This is a genomic window from Pikeienuella piscinae (assembly GCF_011044155.1).
In the GTDB taxonomy this organism is placed as follows: Bacteria; Pseudomonadota; Alphaproteobacteria; order Rhodobacterales; family Rhodobacteraceae; genus Pikeienuella; species Pikeienuella piscinae.
The window spans coordinates 1,422,737-1,449,025 of sequence record NZ_CP049056.1; the positions used below are offsets into that span (position 1 = coordinate 1,422,737).

General features: G+C 66.4%; 25 protein-coding genes. 8 read left to right on the forward strand and 17 right to left on the reverse strand.

Annotated elements, in window-relative coordinates; translation table 11 throughout:
• Positions 1-34: 34 nt before the first annotated feature.
• Complete coding sequence (locus G5B40_RS06915; RefSeq protein WP_165096732.1) at positions 35-754, forward strand: FkbM family methyltransferase; 720 nt, start codon at positions 35-37, stop codon at positions 752-754.
• On the opposite strand, the gene G5B40_RS06920 is transcribed toward G5B40_RS06915, so the two are convergent.
• The 3 genes from G5B40_RS06920 to G5B40_RS06930 all read right to left on the reverse strand — a co-directional run bounded on the left by G5B40_RS06920 (position 747) and on the right by G5B40_RS06930 (position 3,882).
• Positions 747-2,000, reverse strand: coding sequence for a capsular polysaccharide export protein, LipB/KpsS family (locus G5B40_RS06920; RefSeq protein ID WP_165096734.1), 1,254 nt, complete (start codon positions 1,998-2,000; stop codon positions 747-749). The two genes, G5B40_RS06915 and G5B40_RS06920, sit on opposite strands and share 8 nt — an antisense overlap.
• Entirely contained in the window at positions 1,997-2,941 is a 945-nt protein-coding gene (locus tag G5B40_RS06925; RefSeq protein WP_165096736.1) for a glycosyltransferase family 8 protein, read from the reverse strand. Before G5B40_RS06925 ends, G5B40_RS06920 begins: the two co-directional genes overlap by 4 nt.
• Positions 2,942-3,138: 197 nt before the next feature.
• On the reverse strand, positions 3,139-3,882 hold the full coding sequence (locus tag G5B40_RS06930) for a hypothetical protein (protein ID WP_165096739.1): 744 nt from the start codon (positions 3,880-3,882) through the stop codon (positions 3,139-3,141).
• A 91-nt stretch (positions 3,883-3,973) separates the two neighbouring features.
• On the opposite strand from G5B40_RS06930, the gene G5B40_RS06935 reads away from it, so the two are divergent.
• On the forward strand, positions 3,974-4,525 hold the full coding sequence (locus G5B40_RS06935) for a MarR family transcriptional regulator (protein WP_165096742.1): 552 nt from the start codon (positions 3,974-3,976) through the stop codon (positions 4,523-4,525).
• A gap of 16 nt (positions 4,526-4,541) precedes the next feature.
• Here the strand turns inward: G5B40_RS06935 and G5B40_RS06940 are convergent, their stop codons facing one another.
• On the reverse strand, positions 4,542-8,144 hold the full coding sequence (locus tag G5B40_RS06940; RefSeq protein WP_165096744.1) for a hydantoinase B/oxoprolinase family protein: 3,603 nt from the start codon (positions 8,142-8,144) through the stop codon (positions 4,542-4,544).
• A 192-nt stretch (positions 8,145-8,336) separates the two neighbouring features.
• Positions 8,337-9,287 (reverse strand): DUF4394 domain-containing protein, encoded by a 951-nt coding sequence (locus tag G5B40_RS06945; protein WP_165096747.1) that lies wholly within the window; start codon positions 9,285-9,287, stop codon positions 8,337-8,339.
• A 220-nt stretch (positions 9,288-9,507) separates the two neighbouring features.
• Here G5B40_RS06945 and G5B40_RS06950 point away from each other — a divergent pair, with 220 nt between their 5' ends.
• The gene (locus tag G5B40_RS06950) at positions 9,508-9,897 is read left to right on the forward strand and encodes a RidA family protein (RefSeq protein WP_165096750.1); all 390 of its coding nucleotides are present in this window, start codon (positions 9,508-9,510) and stop codon (positions 9,895-9,897) included.
• Positions 9,894-10,310, forward strand: a complete 417-nt coding sequence (locus G5B40_RS06955) for a RidA family protein (RefSeq protein WP_165096754.1) — start codon at positions 9,894-9,896, stop codon at positions 10,308-10,310. Before G5B40_RS06950 ends, G5B40_RS06955 begins: the two co-directional genes overlap by 4 nt.
• Positions 10,311-10,356: 46 nt before the next feature.
• On the opposite strand, the gene G5B40_RS06960 is transcribed toward G5B40_RS06955, so the two are convergent.
• Positions 10,357-11,106: an enoyl-CoA hydratase-related protein gene (locus G5B40_RS06960; RefSeq protein WP_165096757.1), complete on the reverse strand. Its 750-nt coding sequence runs from the start codon at positions 11,104-11,106 to the stop codon at positions 10,357-10,359.
• A gap of 10 nt (positions 11,107-11,116) precedes the next feature.
• Positions 11,117-12,271 (reverse strand): acyl-CoA dehydrogenase family protein, encoded by a 1,155-nt coding sequence (locus G5B40_RS06965; protein ID WP_165096759.1) that lies wholly within the window; start codon positions 12,269-12,271, stop codon positions 11,117-11,119.
• A 143-nt stretch (positions 12,272-12,414) separates the two neighbouring features.
• Between G5B40_RS06965 and G5B40_RS06970 the strand changes: the two genes are divergently transcribed.
• Positions 12,415-12,696, forward strand: a complete 282-nt coding sequence (locus G5B40_RS06970; RefSeq protein WP_165096762.1) for an SCP2 sterol-binding domain-containing protein — start codon at positions 12,415-12,417, stop codon at positions 12,694-12,696.
• Positions 12,697-12,797: 101 nt separating this feature from the next.
• On the opposite strand, the gene G5B40_RS06975 is transcribed toward G5B40_RS06970, so the two are convergent.
• From G5B40_RS06975 to G5B40_RS07005, 7 genes are all read right to left on the reverse strand, one after another.
• On the reverse strand, positions 12,798-13,619 hold the full coding sequence (locus G5B40_RS06975) for a crotonase/enoyl-CoA hydratase family protein (RefSeq protein ID WP_165096765.1): 822 nt from the start codon (positions 13,617-13,619) through the stop codon (positions 12,798-12,800).
• A complete protein-coding gene (locus G5B40_RS06980) occupies positions 13,619-14,437 on the reverse strand; it encodes a TIGR03084 family metal-binding protein (RefSeq protein ID WP_165096768.1) in 819 nt (272 codons plus the stop codon). The genes G5B40_RS06975 and G5B40_RS06980 overlap by 1 nt, the downstream gene beginning before the upstream one ends.
• Before the next feature lie 16 nt (positions 14,438-14,453).
• The gene (locus G5B40_RS06985; protein ID WP_165096771.1) at positions 14,454-15,809 is read right to left on the reverse strand and encodes a TRAP transporter large permease; all 1,356 of its coding nucleotides are present in this window, start codon (positions 15,807-15,809) and stop codon (positions 14,454-14,456) included.
• Positions 15,806-16,321, reverse strand: coding sequence for a TRAP transporter small permease (locus G5B40_RS06990; protein WP_246209740.1), 516 nt, complete (start codon positions 16,319-16,321; stop codon positions 15,806-15,808). Before G5B40_RS06990 ends, G5B40_RS06985 begins: the two co-directional genes overlap by 4 nt.
• Positions 16,318-17,355 (reverse strand): TRAP transporter substrate-binding protein, encoded by a 1,038-nt coding sequence (locus G5B40_RS06995; protein ID WP_165096774.1) that lies wholly within the window; start codon positions 17,353-17,355, stop codon positions 16,318-16,320. Before G5B40_RS06995 ends, G5B40_RS06990 begins: the two co-directional genes overlap by 4 nt.
• Before the next feature lie 255 nt (positions 17,356-17,610).
• Positions 17,611-18,261 (reverse strand): PEP-CTERM sorting domain-containing protein, encoded by a 651-nt coding sequence (locus G5B40_RS07000; protein WP_165096776.1) that lies wholly within the window; start codon positions 18,259-18,261, stop codon positions 17,611-17,613.
• Between the two features lie 419 nt (positions 18,262-18,680).
• Positions 18,681-19,916 (reverse strand): acyl-CoA dehydrogenase, encoded by a 1,236-nt coding sequence (locus G5B40_RS07005; protein ID WP_165096779.1) that lies wholly within the window; start codon positions 19,914-19,916, stop codon positions 18,681-18,683.
• A gap of 161 nt (positions 19,917-20,077) precedes the next feature.
• On the opposite strand from G5B40_RS07005, the gene G5B40_RS07010 reads away from it, so the two are divergent.
• Both G5B40_RS07010 and G5B40_RS07015 read left to right on the forward strand, forming a co-directional pair.
• Positions 20,078-21,226, forward strand: a complete 1,149-nt coding sequence (locus tag G5B40_RS07010) for an iron-containing alcohol dehydrogenase (RefSeq protein ID WP_165096782.1) — start codon at positions 20,078-20,080, stop codon at positions 21,224-21,226.
• 16 nt (positions 21,227-21,242) lie between these two features.
• A complete protein-coding gene (locus G5B40_RS07015) occupies positions 21,243-22,157 on the forward strand; it encodes a cation diffusion facilitator family transporter (protein WP_165096785.1) in 915 nt (304 codons plus the stop codon).
• Between the two features lie 239 nt (positions 22,158-22,396).
• Here the strand turns inward: G5B40_RS07015 and G5B40_RS07020 are convergent, their stop codons facing one another.
• A complete protein-coding gene (locus G5B40_RS07020) occupies positions 22,397-23,470 on the reverse strand; it encodes a DUF3644 domain-containing protein (RefSeq protein WP_165096788.1) in 1,074 nt (357 codons plus the stop codon).
• Between the two features lie 89 nt (positions 23,471-23,559).
• On the opposite strand from G5B40_RS07020, the gene G5B40_RS07025 reads away from it, so the two are divergent.
• On the forward strand, positions 23,560-24,393 hold the full coding sequence (locus tag G5B40_RS07025; protein ID WP_165094016.1) for an IS5 family transposase: 834 nt from the start codon (positions 23,560-23,562) through the stop codon (positions 24,391-24,393).
• A 163-nt stretch (positions 24,394-24,556) separates the two neighbouring features.
• On the opposite strand, the gene G5B40_RS07030 is transcribed toward G5B40_RS07025, so the two are convergent.
• Both G5B40_RS07030 and G5B40_RS07035 read right to left on the reverse strand, forming a co-directional pair.
• Complete coding sequence (locus G5B40_RS07030; protein WP_165096791.1) at positions 24,557-25,339, reverse strand: lysophospholipid acyltransferase family protein; 783 nt, start codon at positions 25,337-25,339, stop codon at positions 24,557-24,559.
• Positions 25,339-26,271 (reverse strand): bifunctional riboflavin kinase/FAD synthetase, encoded by a 933-nt coding sequence (locus G5B40_RS07035; RefSeq protein ID WP_165096793.1) that lies wholly within the window; start codon positions 26,269-26,271, stop codon positions 25,339-25,341. Before G5B40_RS07035 ends, G5B40_RS07030 begins: the two co-directional genes overlap by 1 nt.
• Positions 26,272-26,289 lie beyond the last annotated feature (18 nt).

Sequence of the window (26,289 nt, forward strand, 5' to 3'; positions counted from 1 at the left end):
GCCGGCGGCGTGAACGCCCGGAGAGGGAGCGCGAATGAGCAATTCAGCCGACGCGCCGGACCATGATCGGACGAGCATCATCGAGTGCCGGGGCGTGCGCATCCGGAACGACCCGAAGATCATCACCCATCGTGTGCGGATATCGCTCGAAAAACAGCGCTATGAACAGGATGAGGCCGCGCGGCTCGACAGGATCATCGCGCCGGGCGAGCGGATACTGGAGCTCGGCGCCGGGCTTGGCTTCATCTCGTCGCTCTGCGCCCGGGATGAGCGCACCGAGGCGGTTCTCTGCTTCGAGGCGAACCCAGAACTGATCGAATTCATCCGCGAGACCCACGCGCTGAACGGCGTCGCCGCCACCGTCGAAAACGCCGTACTGACGACGGCGCCAGGTCCGGCGCGCGTCAATTTCTACCTGCGCGACACGTTCTGGGGCTCCTCGCTCGCGCCTGACGCCTCGCCCTATCGCCGCGTCGTATCGGTGCCGCTCCGCCGGTTCGACAAGGTGGCCGAACGCTTCCGGCCCAGCTTCATCATCTGCGATATCGAAGGCGCCGAGGTCGATCTTTTCGCGAACGCCCGTCTCAACGGCGTGAGCAAGGTCCTGGTGGAGATCCACACCGCCGTGACCGGCCGGCGGGGCGTCGCCAGGCTCTTCGCCGCGATGGCGGCGCAGGGCTTCGTCTACGACGAGAAACTCTCGCGCGGCAGCGTTATCCTCTTCGTCAGACCGGATCACCCGCTGATCAGCTGAAGACGCCCGCCTCGAACTGGCCGCGCATCCAGAGCAGACGGTCGATGGTGTTCTCCAGCGTCGTCTCTTCGCCGCGCGTCGGATCGACATAGAGCGTCTGCTCGTTGCAGGCGAAGTGGAAGATATCCTCGATGGTCCGCTTCACCTTTCGGCGCGGGATAGAATTGCGATCGTCCGTCAGCCCCCAGCCGGCATAGAACGGCAGACCGAAGACGACCACCTTCTTGCCGCGCAGGAGCGCCTCGAAACCGACCTGCGACGAGACCGTGTAGATCGCATCCGCCTCGTCGATCGCGTCGATCACCTGGACATCGTCGTCGAGGATCGTCCAGCGCGGGTCCGGCGCGTAACATGCGCCTTCGACGAAACGGTTGTCAGGATGCGTCTTGACATAGACCCGGCGTCCGCCGCTCTCACGGATGGCGGCCTCCATCATCGCGTCGAACGTCGCGTCGTCCGCGGAGCCGAACCGGATCGAGGCGTCGTCCCGCTTCTGGTCCACCACCAGCACGCCGCCGCCGTCGGGAAGGCCGCGGCGGCGGGCCGATACATATTGGTTGTACTTGGTGATGCGCGCGTCGACGATGACGTCGATCTGTGAGCGCGCGCGCGCGCGCTCAGTCTCGCTCAACCGGCGATCCGGGTCGTTGAGCGACCGCTCAAGCCTACTGGGCCGCCGACTGTCGAAATAATAACCCATGTCGTCGATCATGAACCCCAGCGACCGGCGAAACGCGGCCGGCGCCGCCGTGTCCATGTAGCTTGAGAACCCGGCGAAGAACCCCGTTTCGGAATAATACAAGGGAATCTCGTATTGATAACTCCTCAAGAGACACTTCAGTGTCGGAGCATCCGTACGCATGATGGTGATGAGGTTGATGAACGAACAGTTTTCGTTCCGCCTGGATATGTCGTTGGTTCGAAAGAGGGTCTTGAGATTCTCGTTCTGCCCGCCGTCGATATCGACATCCCGCGCGTTGGTGAGGATCGGGGTCATCTCCTCCGACGCGGCGATGCGCGCCCGCAGGTCGAACGGCGAACACGCGACCCGAAGCGCGATCTCTTCCGCGATCTGCGCCAGCCGAAGCTCCCTGAACGGGCCGCCGGCCGCCCTGCGCCGGGTGAAATCCTCCACCCGCGCGTCGAGCAAGTCCAGACGCTCCCGGTGGCCTTCCGCTTCGAGCCGCGTTTCGCGCAGGCGCGCCACGGAACGCCAGTAACCGAAGAACCGATCCGCGAGCGTCATGTTCCCTCGCCCGGCGCCAGAAGATCACGACAGGGGGACCGCAGCGCGGCGCCGACCCAATCCGACGCGCGCGGATGATCCAGGGAAAGCCACGGCTTTCGCATGTAGGTGTAATGAATGATCGCCGGCGCGCCGACCGCTTCGGCGTATTCGCGCGGGTCCATGTCGTTGCTCACGCCGACATTTTCCGCGCCCCATTCAGGATCGAACATCGCGCCGTGGACGTTCCAGGCCAGCGGCGCGGGAACCGTCCGCAGCCCGAGTATGCCGGTGAAGACCTCCTGATCGCCGAGCGTCAGCACATAGCGCTTCGCCCGGAGGAAATCGGCGACCAGATCCTCGAAGGCGATATTCCGCAGCGCGTCGAGGTTCACGACCATGACGCCGGCGTTGATATGCCGCGTGTCGGGGTGCTGGCCGAGTTTGTCGACATAGCGCCGGCTGATGCTGTCCTCCACGCCGGCGAGGGCGGCGTTCGTCATGTCGAAATCGAAGAGCTCGGCCAGGTTCCGCCGAACCACGATATCGCCATCCAGATAGACCACGCGCCCGACATCTTCAGGCAGCAGAAGGTGCATCCGAAGGCGAAAGAAGGTGGCGACGGAAATCCCCGGCGTCGTCCGCAGTCCGGAATAGGCGCCGCCATCGACCGGTATCTCGCGCAATTCGAACGGATGAATCGCCTGAAGCGCGGCGAACCGTTCGCGATGCGGCGCGCTCAACGCCCGTTCGACGAGCGCGAACAGCCGCAAAGGGCGGCGATCGGCGTAGTTTTCCAGAACGGTGGACAGCGCGACCGCGGCGTATGGCGCGAACGCTTCGTCGAACGCCATGACGATATTGACGCAGGATTCGTCGCCGCCCCAACGGGGCTCCGATCGTGCGAGGCGGTCCGACGCTTCCGTGGCCCAGAAGAACGGCGATCGGACAATCACACCCACGTGCCAGGCTCCGCTGTTTCTGACCCGGGCCCGCGCCGGTCACCGCCCATCGACGCCCCGTTCGGCCCGTGTGTCCTCCATTCCGCCGCGCGCATCAAGCGCCTTCCGCCGCCTGTCTCGGCGCCGCGCCGCGCGCGCTTGGCGCGCGGCCAGGACCGCCGCCCGCTCCCTTCCGCTACCGGAGACGGCTCCGGGGCTCAGTCCACCCTGCCGGGCAGGCTGAGATCGCCCGACGCGATATCGAAGACATCGGTCACGCAGAGGAGCGGCGCGTGGACATTCGCGTTCACCCGGAGCGCCGCGGTGACGCCATCATAACCGATCTCGCCTGTCTCGCCGTCGAACGCCACCGTGACGACGATCTCCGGCCCGTCGAATTCCGGCGTGAAGCCCGGGCTGTCGATGAAGATCGGCAAGCCGGGCCAGGTTTCGGGCAGCGCCGGCGTCTCCCCCTCCGGAATGTCGCGCACGCCGAGCGCGCCCTCGCCGCAGTCTTCCGTCGGCGTGAGGACGACCCAGTGACTGTGCCAGTCGGCGCCGTCATTGCCCGCGTCGCCATCGCCGTTCTCATCCTCCAGCGGCGTGTCGTCGAAATCCGGATGGCTGGTCGCGGCGAGGGCGAGAATGCCGGTCCCGCCTTCGAAGCCGACCGTGGCGGGGTCGAGACTGGTCGGCCAGACATAGGAGAGAACCGGCGCGCCGCCGAGGGCGCCGGCCGGGGTCGGCCTCTCGGAGCCGGCGACGCCGTTCGTCGTCATGTGAAACACCGTCTTCGCCCCGTCCCGATGCACATGCGCCGCAAGAATGTCGAAAGCGGCGTGGATGGCTGGATTCGGGTCGGAGCGGACGGCGTCCGCCATGCCGGCCGCGTGATCGCCGCCGGCGAGCGCGGTGGTCGCGAGAAGCGCGACGGGAAGCGGGGTCAGGTTCAAGATGCGCATGTCGAATCTCCTATCGAGTCGCTACTATCTTGACATTAAGCGCAGCGCCGATCCGCTTGCAAGGTTTATTTCGAGTCGCTACTACATTCCCATGACCGACGCCGAACGCCTCCGCGAACTGATCGACCGGATCGCCCGCCTCAATGCGGCGGAAAGCTGGGCCGCCGGGCTCAACCCGGGACAGGCGGCGGCGCTGGCCTATCTCGCGGCGGCGAACCGGTTCAGCCGCGCGCCCTCGCATGTTGCCGAATATCTCGGCAGCACCCGCGGCACCGTCTCACAGACGCTGAAGGCGCTGGCGCGCAAGGGCCTGGCGCGGGAGGTTCCCTCGGCGGAGGACCGGCGCAGAATCCGCTACGACATCACCGAAAACGGCGCCGCGCTGGCCCGGGCGACGCGCGCCGCCGACCGCGCGCTGGCCACGCTGCCGGCGCCCGAACGCCGCGCGCTCGACACCCGGCTCTCAGCGCTGCTGCGTCACATGCTGGATGAGCGGCAGGGCCGCGCCTTCGGCCTCTGCCACAGCTGCGTCCACCATGAAAAAACCGGCGCCGGCCGCTGGTGCCGGCTCCTGAAAACGCCGCTGCGAGAGGAAGAGGCGCACCAGATCTGTCACGAGCACGCGCCGCGCGACGCGGCCTGAGCGCGCTGCGGTCCCGCTACTCGGGCGGCCCGTATCCGCCCGCCGTCGGCGTCGTGACGATCACCGCCTCGCCGGGTTTCAACACCGTCTGATCGCAGCCCTTCAGCGCCTCGTTCTCCCCCGAAAGCCGGCGCACCTCGGTCTTGCCGACCAGTCCGTCCGCGCCGCCCGCCAACCCTTTCGGCGCCACGATCCGGTGCGACGAGAGGATCGCCATCTGCATCTCCTTCAGGAACCGCAGCCGTCGCGTCGTCCCGCCGCCCGCGCTCCATTTCCCGCGACCGCCGGAGCCGCGACGAATGTGGAAATCCTCCAGCAGCACGGGGAAGCGATGCTCCAGCACCTCCGGGTCGGTCAGCCGCGAATTGGTCATGTGGACCTGCACCGCATCGGCTCCGTCGAATCCCTCGCCCGCCGGCGTCCCCGAGCAGATCGTCTCGTAATACTGATACTGGTCGTCGCCGAAGGTGAGGTTGTTCATCGTGCCCTGGCTCGCCGCCATCGCGCCGAGCGCAGCGAAAAGCGTGTTGGTGACATGCTGCGAGGTCTCCACATTCCCCGCCACCACCGCCGCCGGGTATGTGGGGCGGAGCATGCAGTCGTCGGGGATCACGATCCGGATCGGGCGCAGGCACCCGGCGTTCATCGGGATGTCGCCGGCCACCATCACCCTGAAGCAATAGAGGACCGCCGCCCGCGTCACCGGCTCCGGGGCGTTGAAGTTCGTCTCCTGCACCCTTGATGTTCCGGTGAAATCCACCACCGCCTCGCGCGCCTCGCGGTCGACGCTGATCTTCACCCTGATCCGCGCGCCCTGGTCGGTGACCGTCTCCGCCTCGGCGTCGTGCAGCGCATCGATGACCCGGCGCACGCTTTCGGCGGCGTTGTCCTGGACATGGCCCATATAGGCCTTGACGACATCCAGCCCGAAATGGCCGACCATGCGCCTCAACTCCCGCACGCCCTTCTCGTTGGCGGCGATCTGCGCCTTGAGGTCGGCGACATTCTGATAGGGGTTGCGCGCCGGCCACGAATGATCGGTCAGCACTTCGACCAGCGCCGCCTCGCGAAACCGCCCCTGCTCCACCAGCAGGAAATTGTCGAAGAGCACCCCCTCCTCATCGACATTCGTCGCCAGCGGCGTCATCGAACCCGGCGCCGAGCCGCCGACATCGGCGTGATGCCCGCGCGACGCGACATAGAACAGGATGGTCTCGTCGGCTTCATCGAAAACCGGCGTGACCACAGTGATGTCAGGCAGATGCGTGCCGCCGTTGTAAGGCGCGTTGAGCGCGAAGACGTCACCCGGCCGCATCTCGGGGTTCTGCGCGATGATCGACTCAACCGAGCGGTCCATCGAGCCGAGATGCACCGGCATGTGCGGCGCGTTGGCGACGAGCGAGCCGTCGCCCGCGAAAACCGCGCAGGAAAAATCGACTCGCTCCTTGATGTTCACCGAGTAGGCGGTGTTCTGAAGCGTGACGCCCATCTGCTCGGCGATCGACATGAAGAGGTTGTTGAACACCTCCAGCATCACCGGGTCGGCCTCCGTCCCGATCGCCTGCGCCTTCGGCAGCGGCTCCACCCGGCGCAGCCGGATATGGTTCAGCGCCGTCACCTCCGCCCGCCAGCCGGGCTCGATCACCACCGTCTGGTGCGGCTCGACGATCATCGCCGGACCGTTCACCCTGCATCCCGGCCGCATCGCGGCCCGGTCGGCGTGGATCGCGGCCTCGCGCCACGCCCCGCCGGTGAAGATCCTCGCGCGCCCTTCCGGCTCGCGCTCATGCGTCTTCGCCTCCGCCGACGGCTCGTCGATCTTCGCGCCGCCGCCCACGGCTTCGACCTCCGCGGCCTCGATCACCACCGGCTTGTCGTCGAAGGCGAAGCCGAACTGCGCCCTGTGCGCCGCCTCGAACGCCGCGCGCATCTCCTCCTCGGCTCCGAAGGCGACCTGCAGCGGCGTGTCGGTCCCGTCATATCTGAGATGCAGCCGCTCGATCGCGCGGATCTCTCCGCGCGCGACGCCCTGCCCCGCGACCTCGTCCACCGCCGCCGCGCGCAATGCGTCGATCAACTCCGCCGCCGTCTCCAGCGCATCCGCGTCGAGCGCCCGCGTCACCGCCTGAACCCGGTTGGCGCGAATATCCGCCAGACCCATTCCATAGGCTGAAAGAATGCCGCTATGCGGATGAATGAGAACGGTTTTCATGCCCAAGGCGTCCGCCACCCGGCAGGCGTGCTGCCCGCCCGCGCCGCCGAACGACGTGAGCGCGTAGCCGGAGACGTCATGCCCCTGCTGAACGCTGATCTTCTTGATCGCGTTCGCCATGTTCTCGACCGCGATGGCGATATAGCCCTCCGCGACCTCCTCGGGCGAACGTCCGTCGCCGATCTCCGCCGCCAGCGCGGCGAAGGCTGCGCGCACCGCCTCGGCGTCCAGTTTCTGGTCCTGTTCCGGCCCGAAGATCGCCGGGAAATTCTCCGGGCGGAGCTTGCCGACCATCACGTTCGCGTCTGTCAGCGCCAGCGGCCCGCCGCGCCGGTAGCATTTCGGCCCCGGATTGGCGCCGGCGCTGTCCGGGCCGACCTTGAAGCGCCCGTCGGCGAAATGGAGGATCGAGCCGCCGCCCGCCGCCACCGTGTGGATCCGCATCATCGGCGCGCGCATCCTGACGCCCGCGACCTCGGTCTCGAAGGCGCGCTCGAAGGCGCCGCTGTAATGACTCACATCGGTGGAGGTCCCGCCCATGTCGAAGCCGATGATCCGTTCCTCGCCGGCCATGCGACTGGTCTCGACCGCCCCGACGACGCCGCCCGCCGGCCCGGAAAGGATCGCGTCCTTGCCCTGGAAAAGCGCGGCCGCCGTCAGCCCGCCGGAGGACTGCATGAACATCAGCCGCGCGCCCCCATCCCCGCCAGGGTTCAGATCCGCGGCGATCCGGTCGACATAGCGTTTCAGGATCGGCGAGAGATAGGCGTCCACCACCGTCGTGTCACCCCGCCCCACCAGCTTCATCAGCGGCGAAACCTCATGGCTGACGCTGACCTGGGAAAATCCAGCATTGCTAGCCAGTTCGGCGACGATCTTCTCATGCTCCGGAAAGGCGTAAGCGTGCATCAGCACGATCGCGCAGGCGTCGGTCCCGGCTTCGCGCGCGGCCTTCAGATCGGCGCGGATGCGCGCCGCGTCCGGCGCCGTCTCGACCTCGCCATCGGCGCGCACCCGCTCATCGACCTCGATGACGCGCTCGTAGAGCAGCTCCGGCTTCACCACCTTCTTCGCGAATATGTCCGGCCGCGCCTGATATCCAATCTCAAGCGCGTCACGGAACCCTTTGGTAATAATCAGCAAGGTTCGGTCGCCCTTGCGCTCCAGCAGCGCGTTGGTCGCGACGGTCGTTCCCATCTTCACCGCCGCGATCCGCTCAGCCGGGATGGGTGCGCCGGCCTTCAGCTCCATCAGGTCGCGAATTCCCTGGATCGCCGCGTCGTCATAGGCTTCGGGATTCTCCGAGAGAAGCTTGTGCGCGCGGATGGTCCCCGAAGGATCGCGCGCCACGATATCGGTGAAGGTGCCGCCCCGATCGATCCAGAAATCCCATTGCGCGTCGCTCATGCCGAATCTCCCGCTGCAGGCGCCCGCATCCGGTCACGGGGCGGCGATCACGTCAATGATCGGCGGATCGGCGCGGCGGCTGGAGAATACGGGGCGGGCGCTGTGCTTCGCGCGCGCAGGGCGCGATCTGGCGGCGCGGTCCGCCGCCAGTCTCAGTTCGGGACGAGGCGGCGCCGCCTCGCCCCTCCTCGGTCAGGCCGGACGCCGGCGCCGGACGAAGCCCAGAAGCGCCAGCCCGCCGATGAAGAAGCCGAGCGCGCCCGGCAGCGGCACCGCCGCCATTGGCGCGACCGCGAACCCGTCGAGCGTGCCGAACCCGCCCGCGAGCGCGCCGATCAACTCGACATTGATCCGCCCCATCGTATCCGCGACCAGCGGAACGAGGAACAGGCCCTGTCCGGAGAACGACGAGCCGAACGTCGTCAGAACGGCGAGCGCCGTGTTGTCGCCATCCGCGAACGAAAGAATGTCGAGGCCGCCATCCACGCCGACGTCGAGCGCGGCGCCCATGAAGAAGAGATCGCCGACCGTGGTCAGCGTTCCCGCGTTGTTGGCGATGTTGACCAGCGCGTCCGTCTGGCTGTCGAGCCCGAACTGGAGCGTGGAGGTCGGCATCGGCACGGCGTTGGTATAGGCGTTGGCGAACACCTCGGGGTTTATCCCCTCGTTCGCATCGCCCGGCGCGTAAGCCAGATCGGTGAACGGGGCGATGTTCTGCGGCGTATTGTTCGGGAAATAGACGATGTTCGTGTCCGAAGTCGTCACCACGCGGGCGGCGTCCACGAAGTTGTTGAAGTCAATTCCCAGCGTCTCGACATTCGTGCCGCCGGCGAGCGACGCCTGCGCGCTCGCGGCGCCGGTCGCGGTGTCGATCAGATAGACCGTGTCGTCCTGATTGGAGTAGCCGTAGAGTTCTCCAGTCGCCGGCCGGTAGGTGATCCCGCTGATCGACACCGGCGCGCCGCCGCTGGTGATCGCCGTCGAGGTGACCATCGCCGGCATGTTGAGATCGGGTATGGTCAGGAGCGTCCGCCCGTTGTCGCCGAGCGTGAACCCGGTCGCATTGGTGGTGACGCTTGCCGCTTCGGCCGCGCCGGCAAACGCGAACGAGGCGACGGAGCATACAAGAAGCAATTTTTTCATATCATGGGTCTCCGAGTCCAATTTCCCGTGACGAGCCACCCGATTGTGACCTACGTCACACGCCCTTCGGTATAGTGCGGAGAAAAGTTTCATCCGGAGGCGTATCTGATGAAATTTGTATGAACCCTTCGCCCTCTCTCTCATCATTTTCCTGCTCGCGCTTGCTTTTCTCGCCTGTCCGGCCTCTTCTCAACTCTGAACATCAGAAGGAGAAAGCATGATGTCTGACCGGGAAGAATATACGCTGTCAGAGGGGGTTCCCCCGATCAGCCACTACACCGACGCGGTGCGGTTCCGGGACACACTCTACATTTCCGGCCTCGCGCCGGTCGACTCCAACCACAAGGTGGTCAGCGACGATCCCGCCGAGCAGACGCGCTGCATTTTCGAGCAGATGAAGGCGATCATGGCGCTCGCCGGCGCCGATTTCTCCGACGTGCTGCGGGTCACGGTCTACCTGACGGATGTGAACGACCGAACGGCGATCAACCCGGTGCGCCAGGAATATTTCGGCGACACCCTGCCCGCCAGCACGTTGATCGGCGTCTCCGAACTCGCGATCCCGGGCATGAAGGTGGAGATCGAGGCCATCGTCGGACTCAAGCGGTGAGCCACAAGGTCGAATACGTCAACCCGCCGGGAACGGCGCCGGCGCAGGGGCTCTATTCCCATGTCGGCGTTCCGACCGGCGGGCGGCTCGTCTTCATCGCCGGCCAGCTTTCGGTGAGCCCCGATGGCGATGTCGTCGGGGCGGGCGATTTCGCCGCGCAGTTCCACCAGGTCTTCGCCAATATGGGCGACGTGCTGAAGGGCATGGGCGGCGGCTATCCGGATATTGTGAAGATGACGACGATTTTCGTCCACAGTCAGGATATCGCGACCTTCATGAGGCTTCGAGAGGCGCTTTTCCCGACGATCTTCCCCGGCCCGCTCTTCCCGCCGAACACGATCCTCGTGGTGGATCGGCTGGTGAAGGAGGATTTCCTCTTTGAGGTGGAGGCGGTGGCGCAAATCGCCGCCTGAGCCGCCAGCCCGCTTTCGGACGCGCCCTGCGCGGGGCGCGTCCGATTCACTTCTTGCGCGAAAGAAACCGCTCGAACGCCGCGCGCGCCTCGGGCGACTTCAGCAGCGCGCCGAATAGCCGCCTTTCCTCCAGTGAGACGCCCTCGACCTCCGCCGGGTCGGCGCGCAACATCGCCCTCGTCTCCAGAAGCGAACGGCGCGGCTTCGCCGCCAGCCGGCGCGCCGCCGAGAGGGCGACGTCCATGAGCTCTTCCGCCGGAACCACGCGATTGACGATCCCCGCCGCCTCCGCCCGACGCGCATCGAACGGCTCGCTCAGCGCCAGCAGCTCGAACGCCCGCTGGTGCCCCATGAGTAGCGGCGCCAGCATCGAAGAGCCGTTCTCCGGCGCCAGCCCTAGATCGACGAACGGCGTGCGGATATCGGCGCTTGTCGCGGCGTAGACCAGGTCGCACTGAAAGAGCGTCGTCGCCCCGACGCCGACCGCAAGCCCTTCGACCGCGGCGATCAGCGGCTTTCTGCCCTCGACCTGCGCGCTGAGAAACCGGCCGACGCCCACGCCCGGCGCACCGCCGGTCGCGGTCTTGAGGAAATCCCCGAGGTCGTTGCCGGTGGTGAAATTCCCGCCGGCGCCGGTCAGCAGAATCGCGCCGATCGCGTCATCCGCCTCAGCCGCCGCCATCGCGTCGGCCAGCGCGTGATACATCGCGTCGGTCAACGCGTTCTTCTTCTCGGGCCGGTTCATCGTCAGAACCGTCACCCCATCCGCCGTCGCGATATCGACCTTGCCGTCCATGAAGAGCTCCCTATTGCGTGCGCGGCGCCAGCGTGCCGTCATGTTTGCAGATGATGTTCAGCATCACCTCGTCCGCCCCGCCGCCGATCGACCAGAGCCGGCCGTCGCGGTAGAACTGGCTGACGATGTTGTCCTTCGTATAGCCCATGCCGCCCCAGTATTGCAGGCAGGCGTCGGAGATCTCGCGGCTCAGCCGCCCGCCCTTCAGCTTCGCCATGGAGGCGAGCCTGGTGACGTCCGCGCCGCCGACATAGTCCTCGATCGCCCGCCATGTGAGCGAGCGCAGAAGCTCCACCTCGGTCCGCAATTCCGCCAGCCGGAAATGGATGACCTGGTTCTCGATCAGTTTCCGGCCGAAGACCGACCGCTCGCGGCAATAGGCGATGGTTTCGTCGATCATCCGGTCAAGGCTCGGCAACCCGTTGGCGGCGGCCCAGAGCCGCTCCTCCTGGAACTGCATCATCTGCATGCGGAACCCGTCGCCGGGCTTGCCGACGATATTGCGGCGCGGCACGCGCACATCGTCGAAGAAAAGCTGCGCCGTGTCGGATGAATTCATCCCGATCTTGTGGATCTTCTGGCGGGTGATCCCCTTGGCGTCCATCGGAACCATGATCAGCGACTTCGCCTTGTGCGGCGCCGCGTCCTCGGTATTCACCAGAAGGCAGCACCAGTCGGCCATCATCCCGTTGGTGATCCACATCTTCTGGCCGTTGATGACGTAATCGTCGCCGTCGATCCGGGCGTGGGTCCTCGTCGCCGCCACGTCCGAGCCGGCGCCGGGTTCGGAAACGCCGATGCAGCCAACCGCCTCCCCCCTGATCGCCGGCCGGAGGAATTCCTCGCGCAGCGCCGCCGAGCCGAACCGCGCCAGCGCCGGGGTGCACATGTCGGTCTGGACCCCGATCGCCATCGGGACGCCCCCGCAATCGATCCGCCCCAACTCCTCCGCCACCACCATGGCGTAGGAGAAATCGAGCCCGAGCCCGCCATCCTCCTCCGGGTATTTCACCCCGAGCAGGCCGAGATCGCCCATCTTGCCGAAGACCTCGTGCGAGGGGAACTGCTCCGCAGCCTCCCATGCCTTCACATGCGGATTGATTTCCTCCGCGACAAAGCGCGCGACCGTGTCGCGTAGCTGGCGGTGCTCGTCGGTGAACTGCATCGGTATCCTCCGGTCCTCGGCGAAAGGATAGCGCCCCCGCCGCCCGGCGCCACGGGTTTCACGCCTGACCCCGCGGCGCCCCTTCCCTTTCCCGGCCCCGGTCGGCATCCTCCATCGCAATGGAAACCAAGCGGAGAGTTGCGATGAGCGTGTCAGATCTGGCGAACGACCTGAAAGAGCGCGTGGCGAACGGCTCCTTCGACAGCGTTGTGAAGTTCGACTGCGGCGACGACGGCGTCCTCGTGATCGACAACCAGTCCGTCACGACCGAGGACAAGGAGGCCGATTGCACGATCGGCGTCGCCCTCGAAGACCTCGAATCCATCGTCGCCGGCGAACTCGACCCGACCGCCGCCTTCATGGCCGGCAAGCTCAAGGTCGATGGCGACATGGCCGTGGCGATGAAGCTGAGCTCGGTGCTCTGACGACCCGCTGCTGATCCCGGCCCCGGGCGGGGACCTCGCCGCAGGCGCTCGCCCGGCCGCTATCCCGGCTCAGGGCCGGGGGCGCGCTCCGGCGCTCCCTCCTACCCCGCCGTCATGTCCGCGAAGATCGCCTTCCGCTTCGCCGCGCGCGCCTGGATCGCCTCCTGCAAATCCGCCGCCCGCAGCGTTCCGGCGTTCCATGTCGCGATCTGCTCCAGCCCGTCGGCGACGGGGTGGTCCGCCGCGTAGACCATCGCGCGCTTGATCCCGGCTATGGCCAGCGGCGATTTCGCCGCGATTTCCGCCGCCAGCGCCAGCGCCGCCGCGACGACGCCTTCGCGCCCGTCATGGAGCGCGTTGACCAGCCCCCAGCCCTGCGCCTCCTCCGCCGTGAAGCGCCGCCCGGTGAGGCACAGCTCACGCGCGACCCCGGGCGCGATCAGCCGCGGCAGGCGCTGCAACGTGCCGACATCGGCCGCCATGCCGATATTGATCTCCTCGACCGCGAACACCGCGTCCCGCGCCGCGAGGCGGATATCCGCCGCGGTGATCATGTCGATCCCGCCGCCGATACAGGCCCCGTGAATGGCGCAGATCACCGGAAAGCGCGCCCGCTCCAGCGATGAGAGCGCGGCCTGCAGGCGCAGGATCATCTCCCGCAACGCGAAGGCCCCGCGTCCCGGCTCGCCCGAGACCAGCGCCGCGATCCCGGCGAAGGCGCCGAGATCCATGCCGGAGGTGAAATGCTTCCCCTCGCCGGAGATCACCAGCGCGCGGACACCCCGGTCCGCCTCCAGCGCCGCGACCATGCGCGGCAGGTCGGCCCAGAACGCCTCGTTCATCGCATTGGCCTTGTCGGGCCGCGCCATGACCAGATGCGCGACGGCGCCGTCGCGCTCCAGCCGGAAGAACTCGCTCTCCATCACCTTCTCCCCGTCATTCGAAACCGCGCCCCCGGCGCCGGCGGGTCATTGACCGGTCCGGCGAAGCATTGCGCGACCGCCATCCAGCGCGTCGCCGCCGCGCCCACCGCGCGCACGTCCACATCCGCGATGTTCCGCGTCTGCGCGACGACCTGCGCGAAGCCGACCGCCTCGCCCGTCACGCAGTTCCCCTCCTGCGGCGCGCCCCATTCCCAGATCGCGCCCGAGGGCGCCGTCAGCCGCACATAGGGCGCAGGCTCGGGCGCGGTCTCGCCGCGGTTGGCGAATGTCCAGCCATAGGTCGCGACGCCGAGATGGCAGATGTTCCGAACCCGGTCCGTCTCCCGCCGCTCCTCGCCGAGCAAATCGAACACCTCCTGCCCGTGCGCCCATGTCTCCATCTGCCGCGCGGTGATGGAGGAGCGCGCGGACATGTCCGGCCCCAGCCATCTGAGCCGGCGCTTCGGGTCGAGCCCGGAGAAGACATCGGCGACCCGCTCCGCCCCCGCGCGCCATTCCTCGCGCAGCGCGGCGCCCGAAAGTCCATCCTTTCGCTCCCGCAACCAGTCGTTCTGGATGTCGAGCAGCGTGCGTCCGCGTCCCATGCCCGCGACGATCGGCGCGACGAAGGCGTCATAACCGGCCTCGTCCGTGGCCGAGAGCAGCGCGGCGAGGTCGAACATCATCAGGTGCCCGAGCACGTCGCCGATGGTCCAGCCCTTGAACAGGGTCGCCCGCCCGAACGCTGCATCCGGCAATCCCGCCGTTACAGCGGCCAGCGCGCGGGCCTCGGCGCGAAAATCCTCGGCTTCCCGCATCGCGCGCCCCCTTTCTCTAACTCAAGACCCGCGGCAGCCAGAGCGTCAGCGCCGGGAAGGACAGGATGATCGCGACGCGGACCAGCTCCGCGACGAAGAACGGCATGACGCCCCTGAACGTCTCCATCATCGGAACGTCCTTCGCCAACGCCGAAATGACGAAGACGTTCATCCCCACCGGCGGCGTGATCAGGCCCAACTCCACGACGATCAGCGCCAGAATGCCGAACCAGATCTTCAGCTCCTCCGTCGACATCCCGAAACCCGCGCCATCCGCGCCCTGAAAGACCCCGCCGTTGATCTCCATCAGCACCGGCCAGAAGAACGGGATGACCAGCAGGATCATCGAGAGGCTGTCCATCAGGCAGCCAAGCAGGATCAGCGCGACCAGCAGGATCAGCATCACAAGCATCGGCGTCATGCCGGAGTTGAGGATCCACTCCGCCGTCGCCTGCGGTAGGCCGATGCGCGACATGAATATCTTCATCATCTCGGCGCCGAGAAGGATCAGATAGATCATGCCCGTCGTCCCGGCGGTGTCCTTCAGCGCGTCGCGCATCTCGGCAAGCCCGATCTCGCGCCGCGCCACGCCATAGACCCAGACGAGGAACACCCCCACCGCCGCCGCCGGCGTCGGGTTGAAGAACCCGCCATAGATGCCGCCGAGCACCAGCCCGAAGATGATCATGACCGGGAAAAGGCCATAGGTCGCGGAAAGGAATTCCGCCCGGTCCGCCGCGCCGCCCTTCGGCCCGGCCCCGGGCCGGATCGTGACGTAGATCGCGATGGTGAGCAGGAAGAGAAGCACCGCGAGCACGCCCGGAATCATCGCGGCCGCGAACATCGTGACGATGTTCGCCTCGACGATGATCGCGTAGATGATGAGCACGACCGAGGGCGGGATCAGGATGCCGAGCACGCCCCCCGCCGCCAGCGACCCGGTCGCCAGCGCGCCGGAGTAATTATAGCGCTTCAGTTCCGGAAGCGCGACCTTCCCCATGGTCGAGGCGGTGGCGAGCGAAGAGCCGCAGACCGCGCCGAACCCGGCGCAGCCGGCGATCGCCGCCATCGCGGTGCCGCCGCGCATCCAGCCGAGCCACGCGTTCGCCCCCCGGAAAAGCGCCTGACTGAGCCCCGCCTTCGAGGCGAGCGCCCCCATCAGGACGAACATCGGCACGACGGAAAGGTCGTAGATCGCGAACTGGCCGTAGGCGAGCGTCTTGAGCTGGCTCAGCATCAGCGCCGGCCCGTTCAGCAGCGTGATGCCCCCGCCGCCGACGATGATCATCGCATAGGCGATCGGCATCCGGATCGCGATCAACCCGACCAGAATGACCAGCCCGGCGAGGCCGAGCGAGAGCGAATCGATCATCCGTCCGCCCTCGCCGCCCGGCCCGCGTCGTTGATCGAGATCAGCGCCGCCGCCACCAGAAGCGCCAGCGAGATCAAAATCGGGATGAAGGCGAGCCAGATCGGCAACTGGAGGATCGTCGTCGTGTAGCCATACTCGCGCTGGCTCTCCATGCCCGCGAACATCCGCCAGAGCAGAAGCGCCCCGAAGAGCAGCGCGACGACGGAGGCGAGAAGCCGGAAGCGCGCGATCCAGCGCCGCGACGCCCCGGCGGTGAAGATGTCCGCGGTGACGTTGCTGTCGGTGAGCTGGCAGTAGGGAAGAAAAGCGAAGGCGGCGACCGCGACGCCGACCTCGGTCATCTCGAAATCGCCGGGAAAGGGAACCCAGATCGCCGCGCCGACGACGGAGACTACGTTCATCAGCACGACGAGCAGCAGGAGCGCGCCGCCAAGAAGCGCCCAGGCGTGGATCAGGCGTTCCACCGCGCCGGCGAACCCGGCGCGGCGGCGATGAACGGTCGCGTCGTTCACCTCGTGGCGTGCTTGGCGATCAGTTCGCGCGCCTTCTCGACCAGCCCGGCGCCGTCAATGCCCTTCTCGGTGACTTCGTCGATCCAGCGGTCGACGACCGGGGCCAGGGCGGCGTCGAAGGCGGCGGTCTCCTCCTCGTTCAGCACGATGTGTTCATTGCCGGCGTCGACCGCGAACTTGATGCCGAAATCGTCCGAGGCGCGCCAGATCTCGCCGACCTTACCCCACCACTCCGGGCCGGACGCGTCCTTGAACGCCTTCTTGATATCGTCCGGCAGCGCGTCCCAACGATCCTTGTTCATCGAGACCTGGAACGTGGTGTTGCCGAACCGGGCCTGGTCCACGCCCTCGATCTGGTACTCGGTCTGCTCCTGGATCTTCAGCGGCGGAATGATCTCCCACGGGATGAAGGCGCCGTCGACGACGCCCTTCTGCAGCGCCTGCGGCAGCTCAGGCACGGGCATGCCGACCGGCGTCGCGCCCAGCGCCTCGATCACCCACGCCCCGGTCCGCGTCGGGATGCGCAGCTTCTTGCCGACGAGGTCCTCCGGCTTGTGAACCGGCGTGTCGCGCATGTGGATGCCCTGCCCCGCGTGGATATGCAGGAACATCACCTCGACGCCGGCGTATTCCTGGCGCAGGTCGCTCTCGAACATGTCGTAGAGCGCCAGATTGGCGGCGACCGGATCGTTCACATAGACGTTCGGCAGCTCCATCACCTCGGTCCGCGGAAAGAGGCCCGGCGTATAGCCGTTCACCGTCCACACCAGATCGACAACCCCGTCGCGGACCTGGTTGATCAGCTCGGGCGGCCGCCCGCCGAGCGTCATCGCCGGGTAGATCTCGATCTTCACCTTGCCACCGGAGTTCTCCTCCACCTGCCTCGCCCAGGGTTCGATCATCTTGGTCTGGGAGGGCGCCTTGGCGCCCAGGAAATGGTGAAACTTGAACGTGTATTCCTGCGCCATCGCGCCGCCCGCGCCGAATAGCGATACGATCGCGGCCGCCGCCGCGGTCCTCAGCAATGAACCCATGATGATTTCCTCCCCTTGATCGATGTCGGCCTTCAACATCGCCCGACGATCGCGCGCTCCTGATCGCGCCCGGCTCTCAGCGCCCGCCCTGACGATGGCGTGGCCGCGTTTGTCCCCCGGCCAAGCCTTCCGATCAGAGCTATCCGCAATGTCGGGAGCGATCAACAGAAATGGAAAGGCGCGACCGCCGCCGGCCGCGCCTTTCCGTTTCCTTCCGATCGGCGCGCGCGCGCCGATCGGCAGCGCCCGTCCGCCTCAGGCGGGTTGGCGCCGGAGCCGCATGACGCCAAACGCCATCGCGCTGAGCATCAGCAGCCCGGAGGCCGGAACCGGAATCGTGCTGACCGGGGCGGAGGAGGAAATCGCCCCGACAGCGTCGATATCCGCGCCGACCGTGGACCCCGAAGCGCCACCCTCGTTCGGATCGTCGATCAACCGCACGAACGAGAACTGCGTGAATGCATCGAGACCGAGATCGAACAGGAACGGATCGATGTCGATGCTGCTGGTGGAGCCGCCGACCGAACCGACGCTGAAGAAATCGACGCCGTTCTGGCTGATGGAGACGAACGTGTCCTCCACATCCGGCCCGATCTCGAAAATATGCAGATCGGCCGCCGAATCGCCGCTCCCGGTCAGCGAGTTGTCAGTGAAACGCAGGACCAACTCGCCCCCGCGCCCGAGAGAGACCGAGCCGTTCGGAGTCGCGTAATCCGGCGCCCCGACAGCGGCCAACGGATCGGTGTAATTGGCGTCTGTCGCCGGCGGCGTCCCCGGCGTGAACGAGACGACCGCATCCGCGAACGAGACATCCCCATTCTCGAACACGATCCCGTCATAGGTCGTCGCCGCATGCGCTGCGCCCGCGAAAAGGAACGGCGCCGCCGCCAGAAGCTTCTTCAACATTCGATTTCCCCAATCTGCCCACAGGTTTGGCCGATTCATACCCGCAACGCCGGCCGCCAGATGTTACCCAATTCACACCATGGCGACCAATCGTGACGAAAATGCGGCGTTCGCCCGGCGATCTGACGGCGAGCGGCGTGAAGCTATTGTTTGGAAAGACTTTCCGTGCGCGTCGCGGCGGGAATGGGCGAACCGTCGGCGCCGGCGCGCATGAAACGGTGGACGGGAGAATCTCTCCGGGCGGAGAACGGTCGAAGGCCGTCTGACGCACTCGGACTAGATCGCGCCGCGAACAACCGCGCGATGGAGAAACCGCGGAAAGGCGGGGCGCCTCATGCGCGAAGCTCCCCGTATCCAGGCTCCCCGTATCTCCGGCGGCCGTCCGGTTCGGGCTCAGCCCGAACCGCGTCCCGCCCGTCTCAGAAAAACGCCTGGATTCCGGTCTGCGTCCGCCCGAGGATCAGCGCGTGAACGTCATGCGTTCCCTCATAGGTGTTCACCGCCTCCAGGTTCATGACATGGCGGATCACGCCGTACTCGTCGGAGACGCCGTTGCCGCCATGCATGTCCCGGCTCTGGCGCGCGATATCCAGCGCCTTGCCGCAATTGTTGCGTTTCATCAGCGAGATCAGCTCCGCCGGCGCCCGGTGCTCGTCCATCAACCGGCCGAGCCTGAGGCACCCCTGAAGCCCGAGCGCGATTTCCGTCTGCATGTCCGCAAGCTTCTTCTGGATCAGCTGGTTCGCGGCAAGCGGCCGGCCGAACTGCTTCCTCTCCAGCGTGTAATCGCGCGCCGCGCGCCAGCAGAACTCCGCCGCGCCCATCGCGCCCCAGGAGATGCCGTAACGCGCCCTGTTGAGGCAACCGAAGGGCCCCGCCAGCCCGGCGACGTTCGGCAGGACGTTCTCTTCGGGAACGAAGACCTCGTCCATCTGGATCATCCCGGTGACCGAGGCGCGGAGCGAGAATTTCCCCTCGATCTTCGGCGCCGCCAGCCCTTTCGCGCCCTTCTCCAGGATGAAGCCCTTGATCTTGCCGTCATGCGCGTCCGATTTCGCCCAGACGACGAAGACATCGGCCACCGGCGAATTGGAGATCCAGTTCTTCGCGCCGGAGACCAGATAGCCGCCATCGACCGGCTTCGCCCGCGTGATCATCCCGCCCGGGTCGGACCCGTGATCCGGCTCCGTCAGCCCGAAACAGCCGATCCATTCGCCGGAGGCGAGCTTCGGCAGATATTTCTTGCGCTGCGCCTCGTCGCCATAGGCGAAGATCGGGTGCATCACCAGGCTCGACTGCACCGACATCGCGGAGCGATAGCCCGAGTCGATCCGCTCAACCTCCCGCGCGATCAGCCCGTAGGAAACATAGTTGACCCCCGGCCCGCCATAGGCCTCGGGGATGGTCGGGCCGAGCAGGCCGAGCGCCCCCATCTCGGTCATGATCTCGCGGTGGAAGATCTCCTTGCGGTTCGCCTCGATCACCCGGCTCGCCAGCCCGTCCTGACAATAGGCGCGCGCGGCGTCGCGGATCATCCGCTCATCCTCGGTGAGCTGGTCCTCCAGAAGGAACGGATCCTCCCAGACCAGCGCCGGCGGCTTCGCGCGCGCGCTCTCGGGGGTTGCGGTCTCCTCCGCTTCGACGGATTTCAGCATTTCGCCGCGCCTTTCATGATCCGGATCGTTCCTCCTGAATTAGCGCAGCCGGCTGGGCGCGGCAATGCGCGCCCCGCGCCGGATCGCCGCGAGGGCGCGATCCGGGCTTTAAGCCGCCGGACGCCGGGCCTAGTCTCCGCCGAAAAGCCGGAGGACCACCGATGAACTCATTCACGTTCCAGACCACGCGCTCGATCCTCTCTGAGGTCGGCGCGACGGGAAAGATCGGCGAACTCGCCGCCGGGCTTGGCTGCGCGCGCGTCGCCCTCGTCACCGACAAGGGCGTTCTCGGCGCCGGTCTCGCGGCGGAGACTCTCGCCGGGCTGAAAAAGGCGGGGATCGGCGTCTGGATCTTCGACGAGGTGGTCGCCGACCCGCCGGAGGCGATGATCCTCGACGCCGTGGCGCGCGCACGGACGGAGGGAGTGGACGGCGTCGTCTCGGTCGGCGGCGGCTCCTCCCTCGACACCGCGAAACTCATCGCGCTGCTTCTCAACACCGAGGAGAAGCTGGCCGATATCTACGGGATCGGCCTCGCGAAGGGCGACCGGCTGCCGCTCATCCTCGCCCCCACCACGGCGGGCACCGGCTCCGAGGTCACGCCAATCTCCATCGTCACCACGGGCGAGGCGGAGAAGAAGGGCGTGGTGGCGCCGCAGCTTTTCCCGGACTGGGCGGTGCTCGACGCTGAACTCACCGTCGGCCTGCCCGCGCCGGTGACCGCCGCCACCGGGATCGACGCGATGGTCCACGCGATCGAGGCCTATACCTCGAAGCACAAGAAGAACATTCTCTCGGACGCGCTCGCCCGGCAGGCGCTCGGCCTTCTCGGCGGCAATATCCGCCAGGCCTGCGAGACCCCCGGCGACCGCGACGCGCGGGGCGCGATGCTGCTCGGCTCGATGCTCGCCGGCATGGCCTTCGCCAACGCCCCCGTCGCCGCCGTCCACGCGCTCGCCTACCCGATCGGCGGCCATTTCCACGTGCCGCACGGGCTCTCCAACGCGCTCGTCCTGCCGCATGTGCTGGCCTTCAACATGCCGGAGGCGGCGCCGCTCTACGCCGAACTGGCGCCGATCATCTTCCCCGAGCTCAAGGGCGCCGCCGACCCCGCCGCCGGTATGGCGGAGGCCTTCGCGAAGCTCGGCCCGGCGCTCGGGATGAAATCGACGCTCAGGGAGGTCGGGATCAGCCACAATCACCTCCCCATGCTGGCCGAGGATGCGATGAAACAGACGCGCCTTCTGGTCAACAACCCGCGCGAGATGACGCTGGAGGCGGCGCGGGAGATCTACGCCGCCGCGCTCTGAGCGCAATAGGAGCTTCATGGCCCACGGCCATCACCACCACCACATGGACCCCGCCGCCGGCGACCGGCGGATCCTCTTCGCCATCCTCGTCAATCTCGGCCTGACCATCGCGCAACTCGTCGGCGGTCTCTTCGCCGGCTCGCTGGCGCTGATCGCCGACGCGCTGCACAACTTCTCGGACGCGATCTCGCTGATCATCGCCTTCGGGGCCCGGAAGATCGCCCGGCGCCCCGCCAACGCCGACATGACCTTCGGCTACGGGCGGGCGGAGGCGGTGGCGGCGCTGGTGAACTACACGACGCTGATCGTCATCGGCCTCTACCTGATCTTCGAGGCGGCGATGCGCTTCTTCGACCCGCAGGGCGTCGACGGCTGGCTGATCGTGATCATCGCCGGGGTGGCGCTCGCGGTCGATCTGGTCACCGCGGCGCTGACCCATTCGATGTCGAAAACCAGCATCAACATCCGCGCCGCCTTCCTCCACAACGTGGCCGACGCGCTCGGCTCCGTCGCCGTCATCGTCGCCGGCGTGCTGATCCTTCTCTACGACTGGCGCCTCGTCGACCCGCTCGCGACCCTGCTGATCGCCGGCTACATCCTCTGGCAGGCGTTTTCGGAGATCGGCGGCGTCATCCGCATCCTGATGCTCGGCAGCCCGCCGGACATGGAAGGGAAAGACGTCGCCGCGCTGATCCGCGCCGTCGACGGGGTGAAGGACGCCCACCACATCCACCTCTGGCAGATGGACGAGCACGAGACCGCCCTCGAAGCCCATATCGTCATCGCCGAAGAGGACGCCCCAAGCGCTGACGAAATCCGCGCCGCGATCAAGCAGCGCCTCCACGACGAGTTCGCCATCGCCCACAGCACGCTGGAGATGGAGCGCCCGGGCGACGCCTGCGAGGAGACGCAGGTTTTCGGGCACGGGTGAGGAGGCAGAGAGCGGCGTTGATGGGAAAAACTTACCTGTCGCTACTTATCGTGGCAAACGGATGCTTTGCGGGTAAATATGAAACTGGAGGGCCTGCACGGTCGAGAGACCGTCCAAAACTAGCGGTACGTCCCGCGTCCGCATTAATATGCTCGAAGCAGAGCATCCTGTCGGCGATCTCTTTCAAATCACAACTGCTAATCAGAACGCTCTCAAGCCCCCGCAAATTAATGGCGCGCTCAACCTGCCGCCCTTTGCTTCGCCCGGTATGCGACCCAGATGGCGTCAATAGATTCAGCCTGCAAGGCATCATGCATTTTTGCGACGGCGTTGCGCGAGTATCGAGCAAGCTTAACGCCACCGAACCTGAATTCCTTGAAACAATCAGGGTCTTCGCGAAGGCCGAGGTGATCCACCAGAGCACGAGACTTCGGCGGCGTGAGACCAACTTTTCTCGCCAATTGCTTTGGTCCTAGGCAGTAGTAGCCCTGTTCGTCCACGCGCCGCACAGCGACAACGGCTCCCGCGCCTTCGCCCTCTTTCAGTAGCCGGACGGGCGTGCCCTCGTTTTTTGTAAGACGAAGGCTGAGCGTTGGCCCATCGCCCTCAGCCGCAATGTTGATCGACGCCACGCCGGGGAAGACGGTGGGCCATTTCTCGCCGTCCGCGAGACGCTTGCAGACCTTCTCCAGTTCGTGGTCGCTCGGCTGTTCGTAATCTCCATTCACCGCGCTTTCCAGCACGGCCAAACTCCGCGCCTTTGCAACGGCATCCATTTTTTTCCGCGTACCCGGGGTCAAAAGTCCCAATATTTCATCAATCTCTTTATCGAAAAGAGCAACCAAATCCTTGGGCGCTGTCGTTGAAATCGGGAGGACACGCTCGGGCAATTCAAGCACAAGTTTCTTTTCGAATATATCGTCGTGAATATCACGAAAGAGCGTAACGCCCGCCTGAGCATAGAAGTACAACTGATGCTCAGACATATCGATAAGATAATGTTGGGCGGCGTCTCGCTGCCCATTGATCGTTTGCAACGTAAGCGCTTGCTCATCGGTCAAGAATTTGACATTCGCGTCGGAAAGCCCTCTTCGGACGCAGGCGTCGAATCCGATAGTCTGCTTCTCTCGCGCTTTCCTAATCTTCCCTCCCTTATGCCGGATCGCAGACTTGAGAAGCATCTCGAAGGAATGATCCATCATGATCAGAACGGCTTCTGTCCTGCCGCAATCCCATGGGCGGTTGAAGTGATCAACTGAGAGCACCAGTGCGTTGATCGCTTTCGCGCGAAGCTGCCGGACCTCCTTCTTCATTCCAGCCTCTTAGAGCCTGCCCCGAAATGAGTTGAGCGATATCAGAGGGTTGTGATTCACGTCGGTTTGCAACGACTGACGGAGGCCCGATGCCCTGGGATGATATCGCCCGCGCGGAATATGCGCGACGGTCAGCGCGCTATGCAAGCGACCTGACGGATCGGGAATGGGAGGTGATCGCCGCCTACATGCCTGATCGACGCGGTCTGGGCCGCCCGCGCACAACCGATCTGCGGGAGGTGATGAACGCGATCCTTTACATCGCCTCGACCGGCTGCCCTTGGCGCTATCTTCCGACGGAGTTTCCGCCTGTTTCGGCCGTGCAGCGTTACTTCTACCGCTGGCGGGACGAAGGCTTCTGGCCCGCACTCAACAATGCGCTGGTGATGGTGTCACGGGAGCTGGAGGGGCGCGAGGCGTCTCCGACCGCAGGCGTGATCGACAGTCAGAGCGTGAAAACCACAGAGGCGGGAGGGGTTTGCGGCTACGACGCTGGGAAAAAGATCAGGGGCCGCAAGCGCCACATGGTGGTCGATACGATTGGGCTGATGGTTGGCCTGGTCGTTCACGGCGCCGGCGTGCAGGACCGCGACGGCGCCCCGCTCGTGCTGGCGTCCATCCGCAGACGCTGGCCGTGGCTGCGCCACGTCTTCGCAGACGGCGGCTATGCCGGGAAGAAACTGCGCCGCGCCCTGACCGGGTTCGGCGACTGGCGCATCGAGATCATCAAGCGATCTGATCGCGCCGAAGGGTTCGAGATCATTCCAAGGCGATGGGTTGTCGAGCGCACCTTCGCATGGCTTGGAAGATGCCGCCGTCTCGCCAAGGACTGGGAGCGATCCATCGCCTCGTCCGAGGCGTGGGCGAACGTCGCGCATATCCGACTGCTCACCAGACGCCTCGCAAGGTATTGTTATGTTTGACCGAGTTTCGAGCCAGGCTCTTAGACTTCTCAACTACGTCAATCATCTCATATAACAGGACGGCCCATTCTGCTAAACTGAGCAGCGTGAATCCGGTTGAGTGGTCTTTGTTGGACTTGCTGCATTCGTAACCGCATTCTCAAAGTAGCAGTCAAGAGGTCCCCTACCCTTCATTCCCCGCCTTGCGCGCATAGCGGTCCTCCGCCGCCACGAGGTCGGCGTCCGATGCGTGCTCGCGGATCAGCGCCATCGTCGCTTCCTCTATGTCGCTCTCCAGCCGGGCCATGAACTCTTCCTTCGCCAGCCCCGGCGGGATCGGCGGCAGGTAGCGGATCGCGCCGGTGCGGCCCGGCTTCTTGCGCCATTCGCGCTTCGGCCAGATCGCGCCCAGCGACTGCGCCACCGGCACCACCGGGATCTGCGCGGCGTCGTAGATGTTGAACACCCCGGTCCGGTAGCGCGCCCGCGCGCCGAGGGCCATCAGCTCCCCCTCCGGGTAGATCAGGATCGGCCGACCCCGCCCCGCCACCCGCCGCGCGCCGTCGCGGATCATGTCGGTCAGCCCCTGCGGCCCGTGCTCGACGGAGACCGCGATCAGGTCCAGTTTCTCGATCAGCTTGCCGAGGAAGGGCAGATCGGCCAGTTCCTTCATCACCACCGCGCCGCAATCGGAATGGCGTCCGAAGATCACGCAGACATCCAGTTCCGACTGGTGCTTGGGCGCGATCACATAGGGCCCCTCGGGGATGTTCTCCGCCCCCCTGACCTCGATCCGCCCGCCCAGCGCGGCGCGCACCCACCATTGCACCCAGCGACACCAGCGCGCGATCTTGGCCCGCGCGGAATCGGCGGAGACGAAGCGGCAGGCGATGGCGATATACATCGCCCAGACGAAGGTGACCGCGTAGAATACGAGGTTGAATACGGCGACCCGAAGCCCGGTCATCACGAAGCCTCCTGCGCGGCGAGCAACCGGCGCGCGTCGGCCTCATCGCGCTTCATCGCCGCGATCAGCGCGTCCGTGCCCTCGAATTTCAGCTCCGGCCGGCGCCAGGAGACAAGCCCGGTCGAGACCCGCGCGCCGTAGAGATCGCCGGAAAAGTCGAAGAGATAGGTCTCCAGGTTCGGCCGGTTCTCGCCGAACATCGGGCGCACGCCGAGCGAGGCGACGCCATCGTAGGCGCCCTTGTGCGGCCCGTCCTTCACCTCCACCCGCGCCGCGTAGACGCCGAAACGCGGCGTCATCAGCCCGTCGAGCGACTGGTTGATCGTCGGATAGCCCAGTTCGCGCCCGCGCTTCGCGCCGTGCTCGACCTCCCCCTCGATGCGGTGAAGATGGCCGAGCATCCGCGTCGCGTCCTCGACCCGCCCCTCGCTCAGCGCCAGGCGGATCGCGGTGGAGGAGACCTCCTCCCCGTGCGCCGCCAGCAATTCGGCGACGGTCACGTCGAAGCCGAGCCGCGCGCCCGCCTCCCGCAGAACGGCCGCGTCGCCCGCGCGTTTCGCGCCGAAGCGGAAATCCGCGCCGACGACGACATGGGAAAGGCCCAGCTTTCCCGCCAGCACGTCGGCGCAGAACGCCTCCGCGCCCAGGCGCGCGAAATCGCGGTCAAACCGGATCACGAACAGCCGCTCGACGCCGAGCGCCGCCAGCCGGTCCGCCCGCGCGCCCAGCCGCATCAGGCGGAAGGGCGGCGCATCGGGCTGAAAAACCTCCCGCGGGTGCGGCTCGAAGGTGACGACGCCCAGCGGCCCGCGCCCGCGCGCGAGGTCGAGCACCGCCTGGTGGCCGCGATGAACGCCGTCGAAATTGCCGATGGCGGCGGAGGCGCCGCGATCCTCCGCACGGACCGACTCCAGTCCCTCGATGATCCGCATCGCGCTCCGCTCTTCCGC

Excerpts from the sequence above, each read along its gene's own strand:
- G5B40_RS06940 (WP_165096744.1), bottom strand. The coding sequence starts at position 8,144 with ATGAGCGACGCGCAATGGGATTTCTGGATCGATCGGGGCGGCACCTTC.
- G5B40_RS07000 (WP_165096776.1), bottom strand. The coding sequence starts at position 18,261 with ATGTTGAAGAAGCTTCTGGCGGCGGCGCCGTTCCTTTTCGCGGGCGCA.
- G5B40_RS07005 (WP_165096779.1), bottom strand. The coding sequence starts at position 19,916 with ATGCTGAAATCCGTCGAAGCGGAGGAGACCGCAACCCCCGAGAGCGCG.
- G5B40_RS06945 (WP_165096747.1), bottom strand. The coding sequence starts at position 9,287 with ATGAAAAAATTGCTTCTTGTATGCTCCGTCGCCTCGTTCGCGTTTGCC.
- G5B40_RS07035 (WP_165096793.1), bottom strand. The coding sequence starts at position 26,271 with ATGCGGATCATCGAGGGACTGGAGTCGGTCCGTGCGGAGGATCGCGGC.
- G5B40_RS06930 (WP_165096739.1), bottom strand. The coding sequence starts at position 3,882 with ATGCGCATCTTGAACCTGACCCCGCTTCCCGTCGCGCTTCTCGCGACC.
- G5B40_RS07015 (WP_165096785.1), top strand. The coding sequence starts at position 21,243 with ATGGCCCACGGCCATCACCACCACCACATGGACCCCGCCGCCGGCGAC.
- G5B40_RS06995 (WP_165096774.1), bottom strand. The coding sequence starts at position 17,355 with ATGGGTTCATTGCTGAGGACCGCGGCGGCGGCCGCGATCGTATCGCTA.
- G5B40_RS06970 (WP_165096762.1), top strand. The coding sequence starts at position 12,415 with ATGAGCGTGTCAGATCTGGCGAACGACCTGAAAGAGCGCGTGGCGAAC.
- G5B40_RS06935 (WP_165096742.1), top strand. The coding sequence starts at position 3,974 with ATGACCGACGCCGAACGCCTCCGCGAACTGATCGACCGGATCGCCCGC.
- G5B40_RS06960 (WP_165096757.1), bottom strand. The coding sequence starts at position 11,106 with ATGGACGGCAAGGTCGATATCGCGACGGCGGATGGGGTGACGGTTCTG.
- G5B40_RS06980 (WP_165096768.1), bottom strand. The coding sequence starts at position 14,437 with ATGCGGGAAGCCGAGGATTTTCGCGCCGAGGCCCGCGCGCTGGCCGCT.
- G5B40_RS06985 (WP_165096771.1), bottom strand. The coding sequence starts at position 15,809 with ATGATCGATTCGCTCTCGCTCGGCCTCGCCGGGCTGGTCATTCTGGTC.
- G5B40_RS07010 (WP_165096782.1), top strand. The coding sequence starts at position 20,078 with ATGAACTCATTCACGTTCCAGACCACGCGCTCGATCCTCTCTGAGGTC.
- G5B40_RS06950 (WP_165096750.1), top strand. The coding sequence starts at position 9,508 with ATGTCTGACCGGGAAGAATATACGCTGTCAGAGGGGGTTCCCCCGATC.
- G5B40_RS06965 (WP_165096759.1), bottom strand. The coding sequence starts at position 12,271 with ATGCAGTTCACCGACGAGCACCGCCAGCTACGCGACACGGTCGCGCGC.
- G5B40_RS06920 (WP_165096734.1), bottom strand. The coding sequence starts at position 2,000 with ATGACGCTCGCGGATCGGTTCTTCGGTTACTGGCGTTCCGTGGCGCGC.
- G5B40_RS06975 (WP_165096765.1), bottom strand. The coding sequence starts at position 13,619 with ATGGAGAGCGAGTTCTTCCGGCTGGAGCGCGACGGCGCCGTCGCGCAT.
- G5B40_RS07025 (WP_165094016.1), top strand. The coding sequence starts at position 23,560 with ATGCCCTGGGATGATATCGCCCGCGCGGAATATGCGCGACGGTCAGCG.
- G5B40_RS06915 (WP_165096732.1), top strand. The coding sequence starts at position 35 with ATGAGCAATTCAGCCGACGCGCCGGACCATGATCGGACGAGCATCATC.
- G5B40_RS07030 (WP_165096791.1), bottom strand. The coding sequence starts at position 25,339 with ATGACCGGGCTTCGGGTCGCCGTATTCAACCTCGTATTCTACGCGGTC.
- G5B40_RS07020 (WP_165096788.1), bottom strand. The coding sequence starts at position 23,470 with ATGAAGAAGGAGGTCCGGCAGCTTCGCGCGAAAGCGATCAACGCACTG.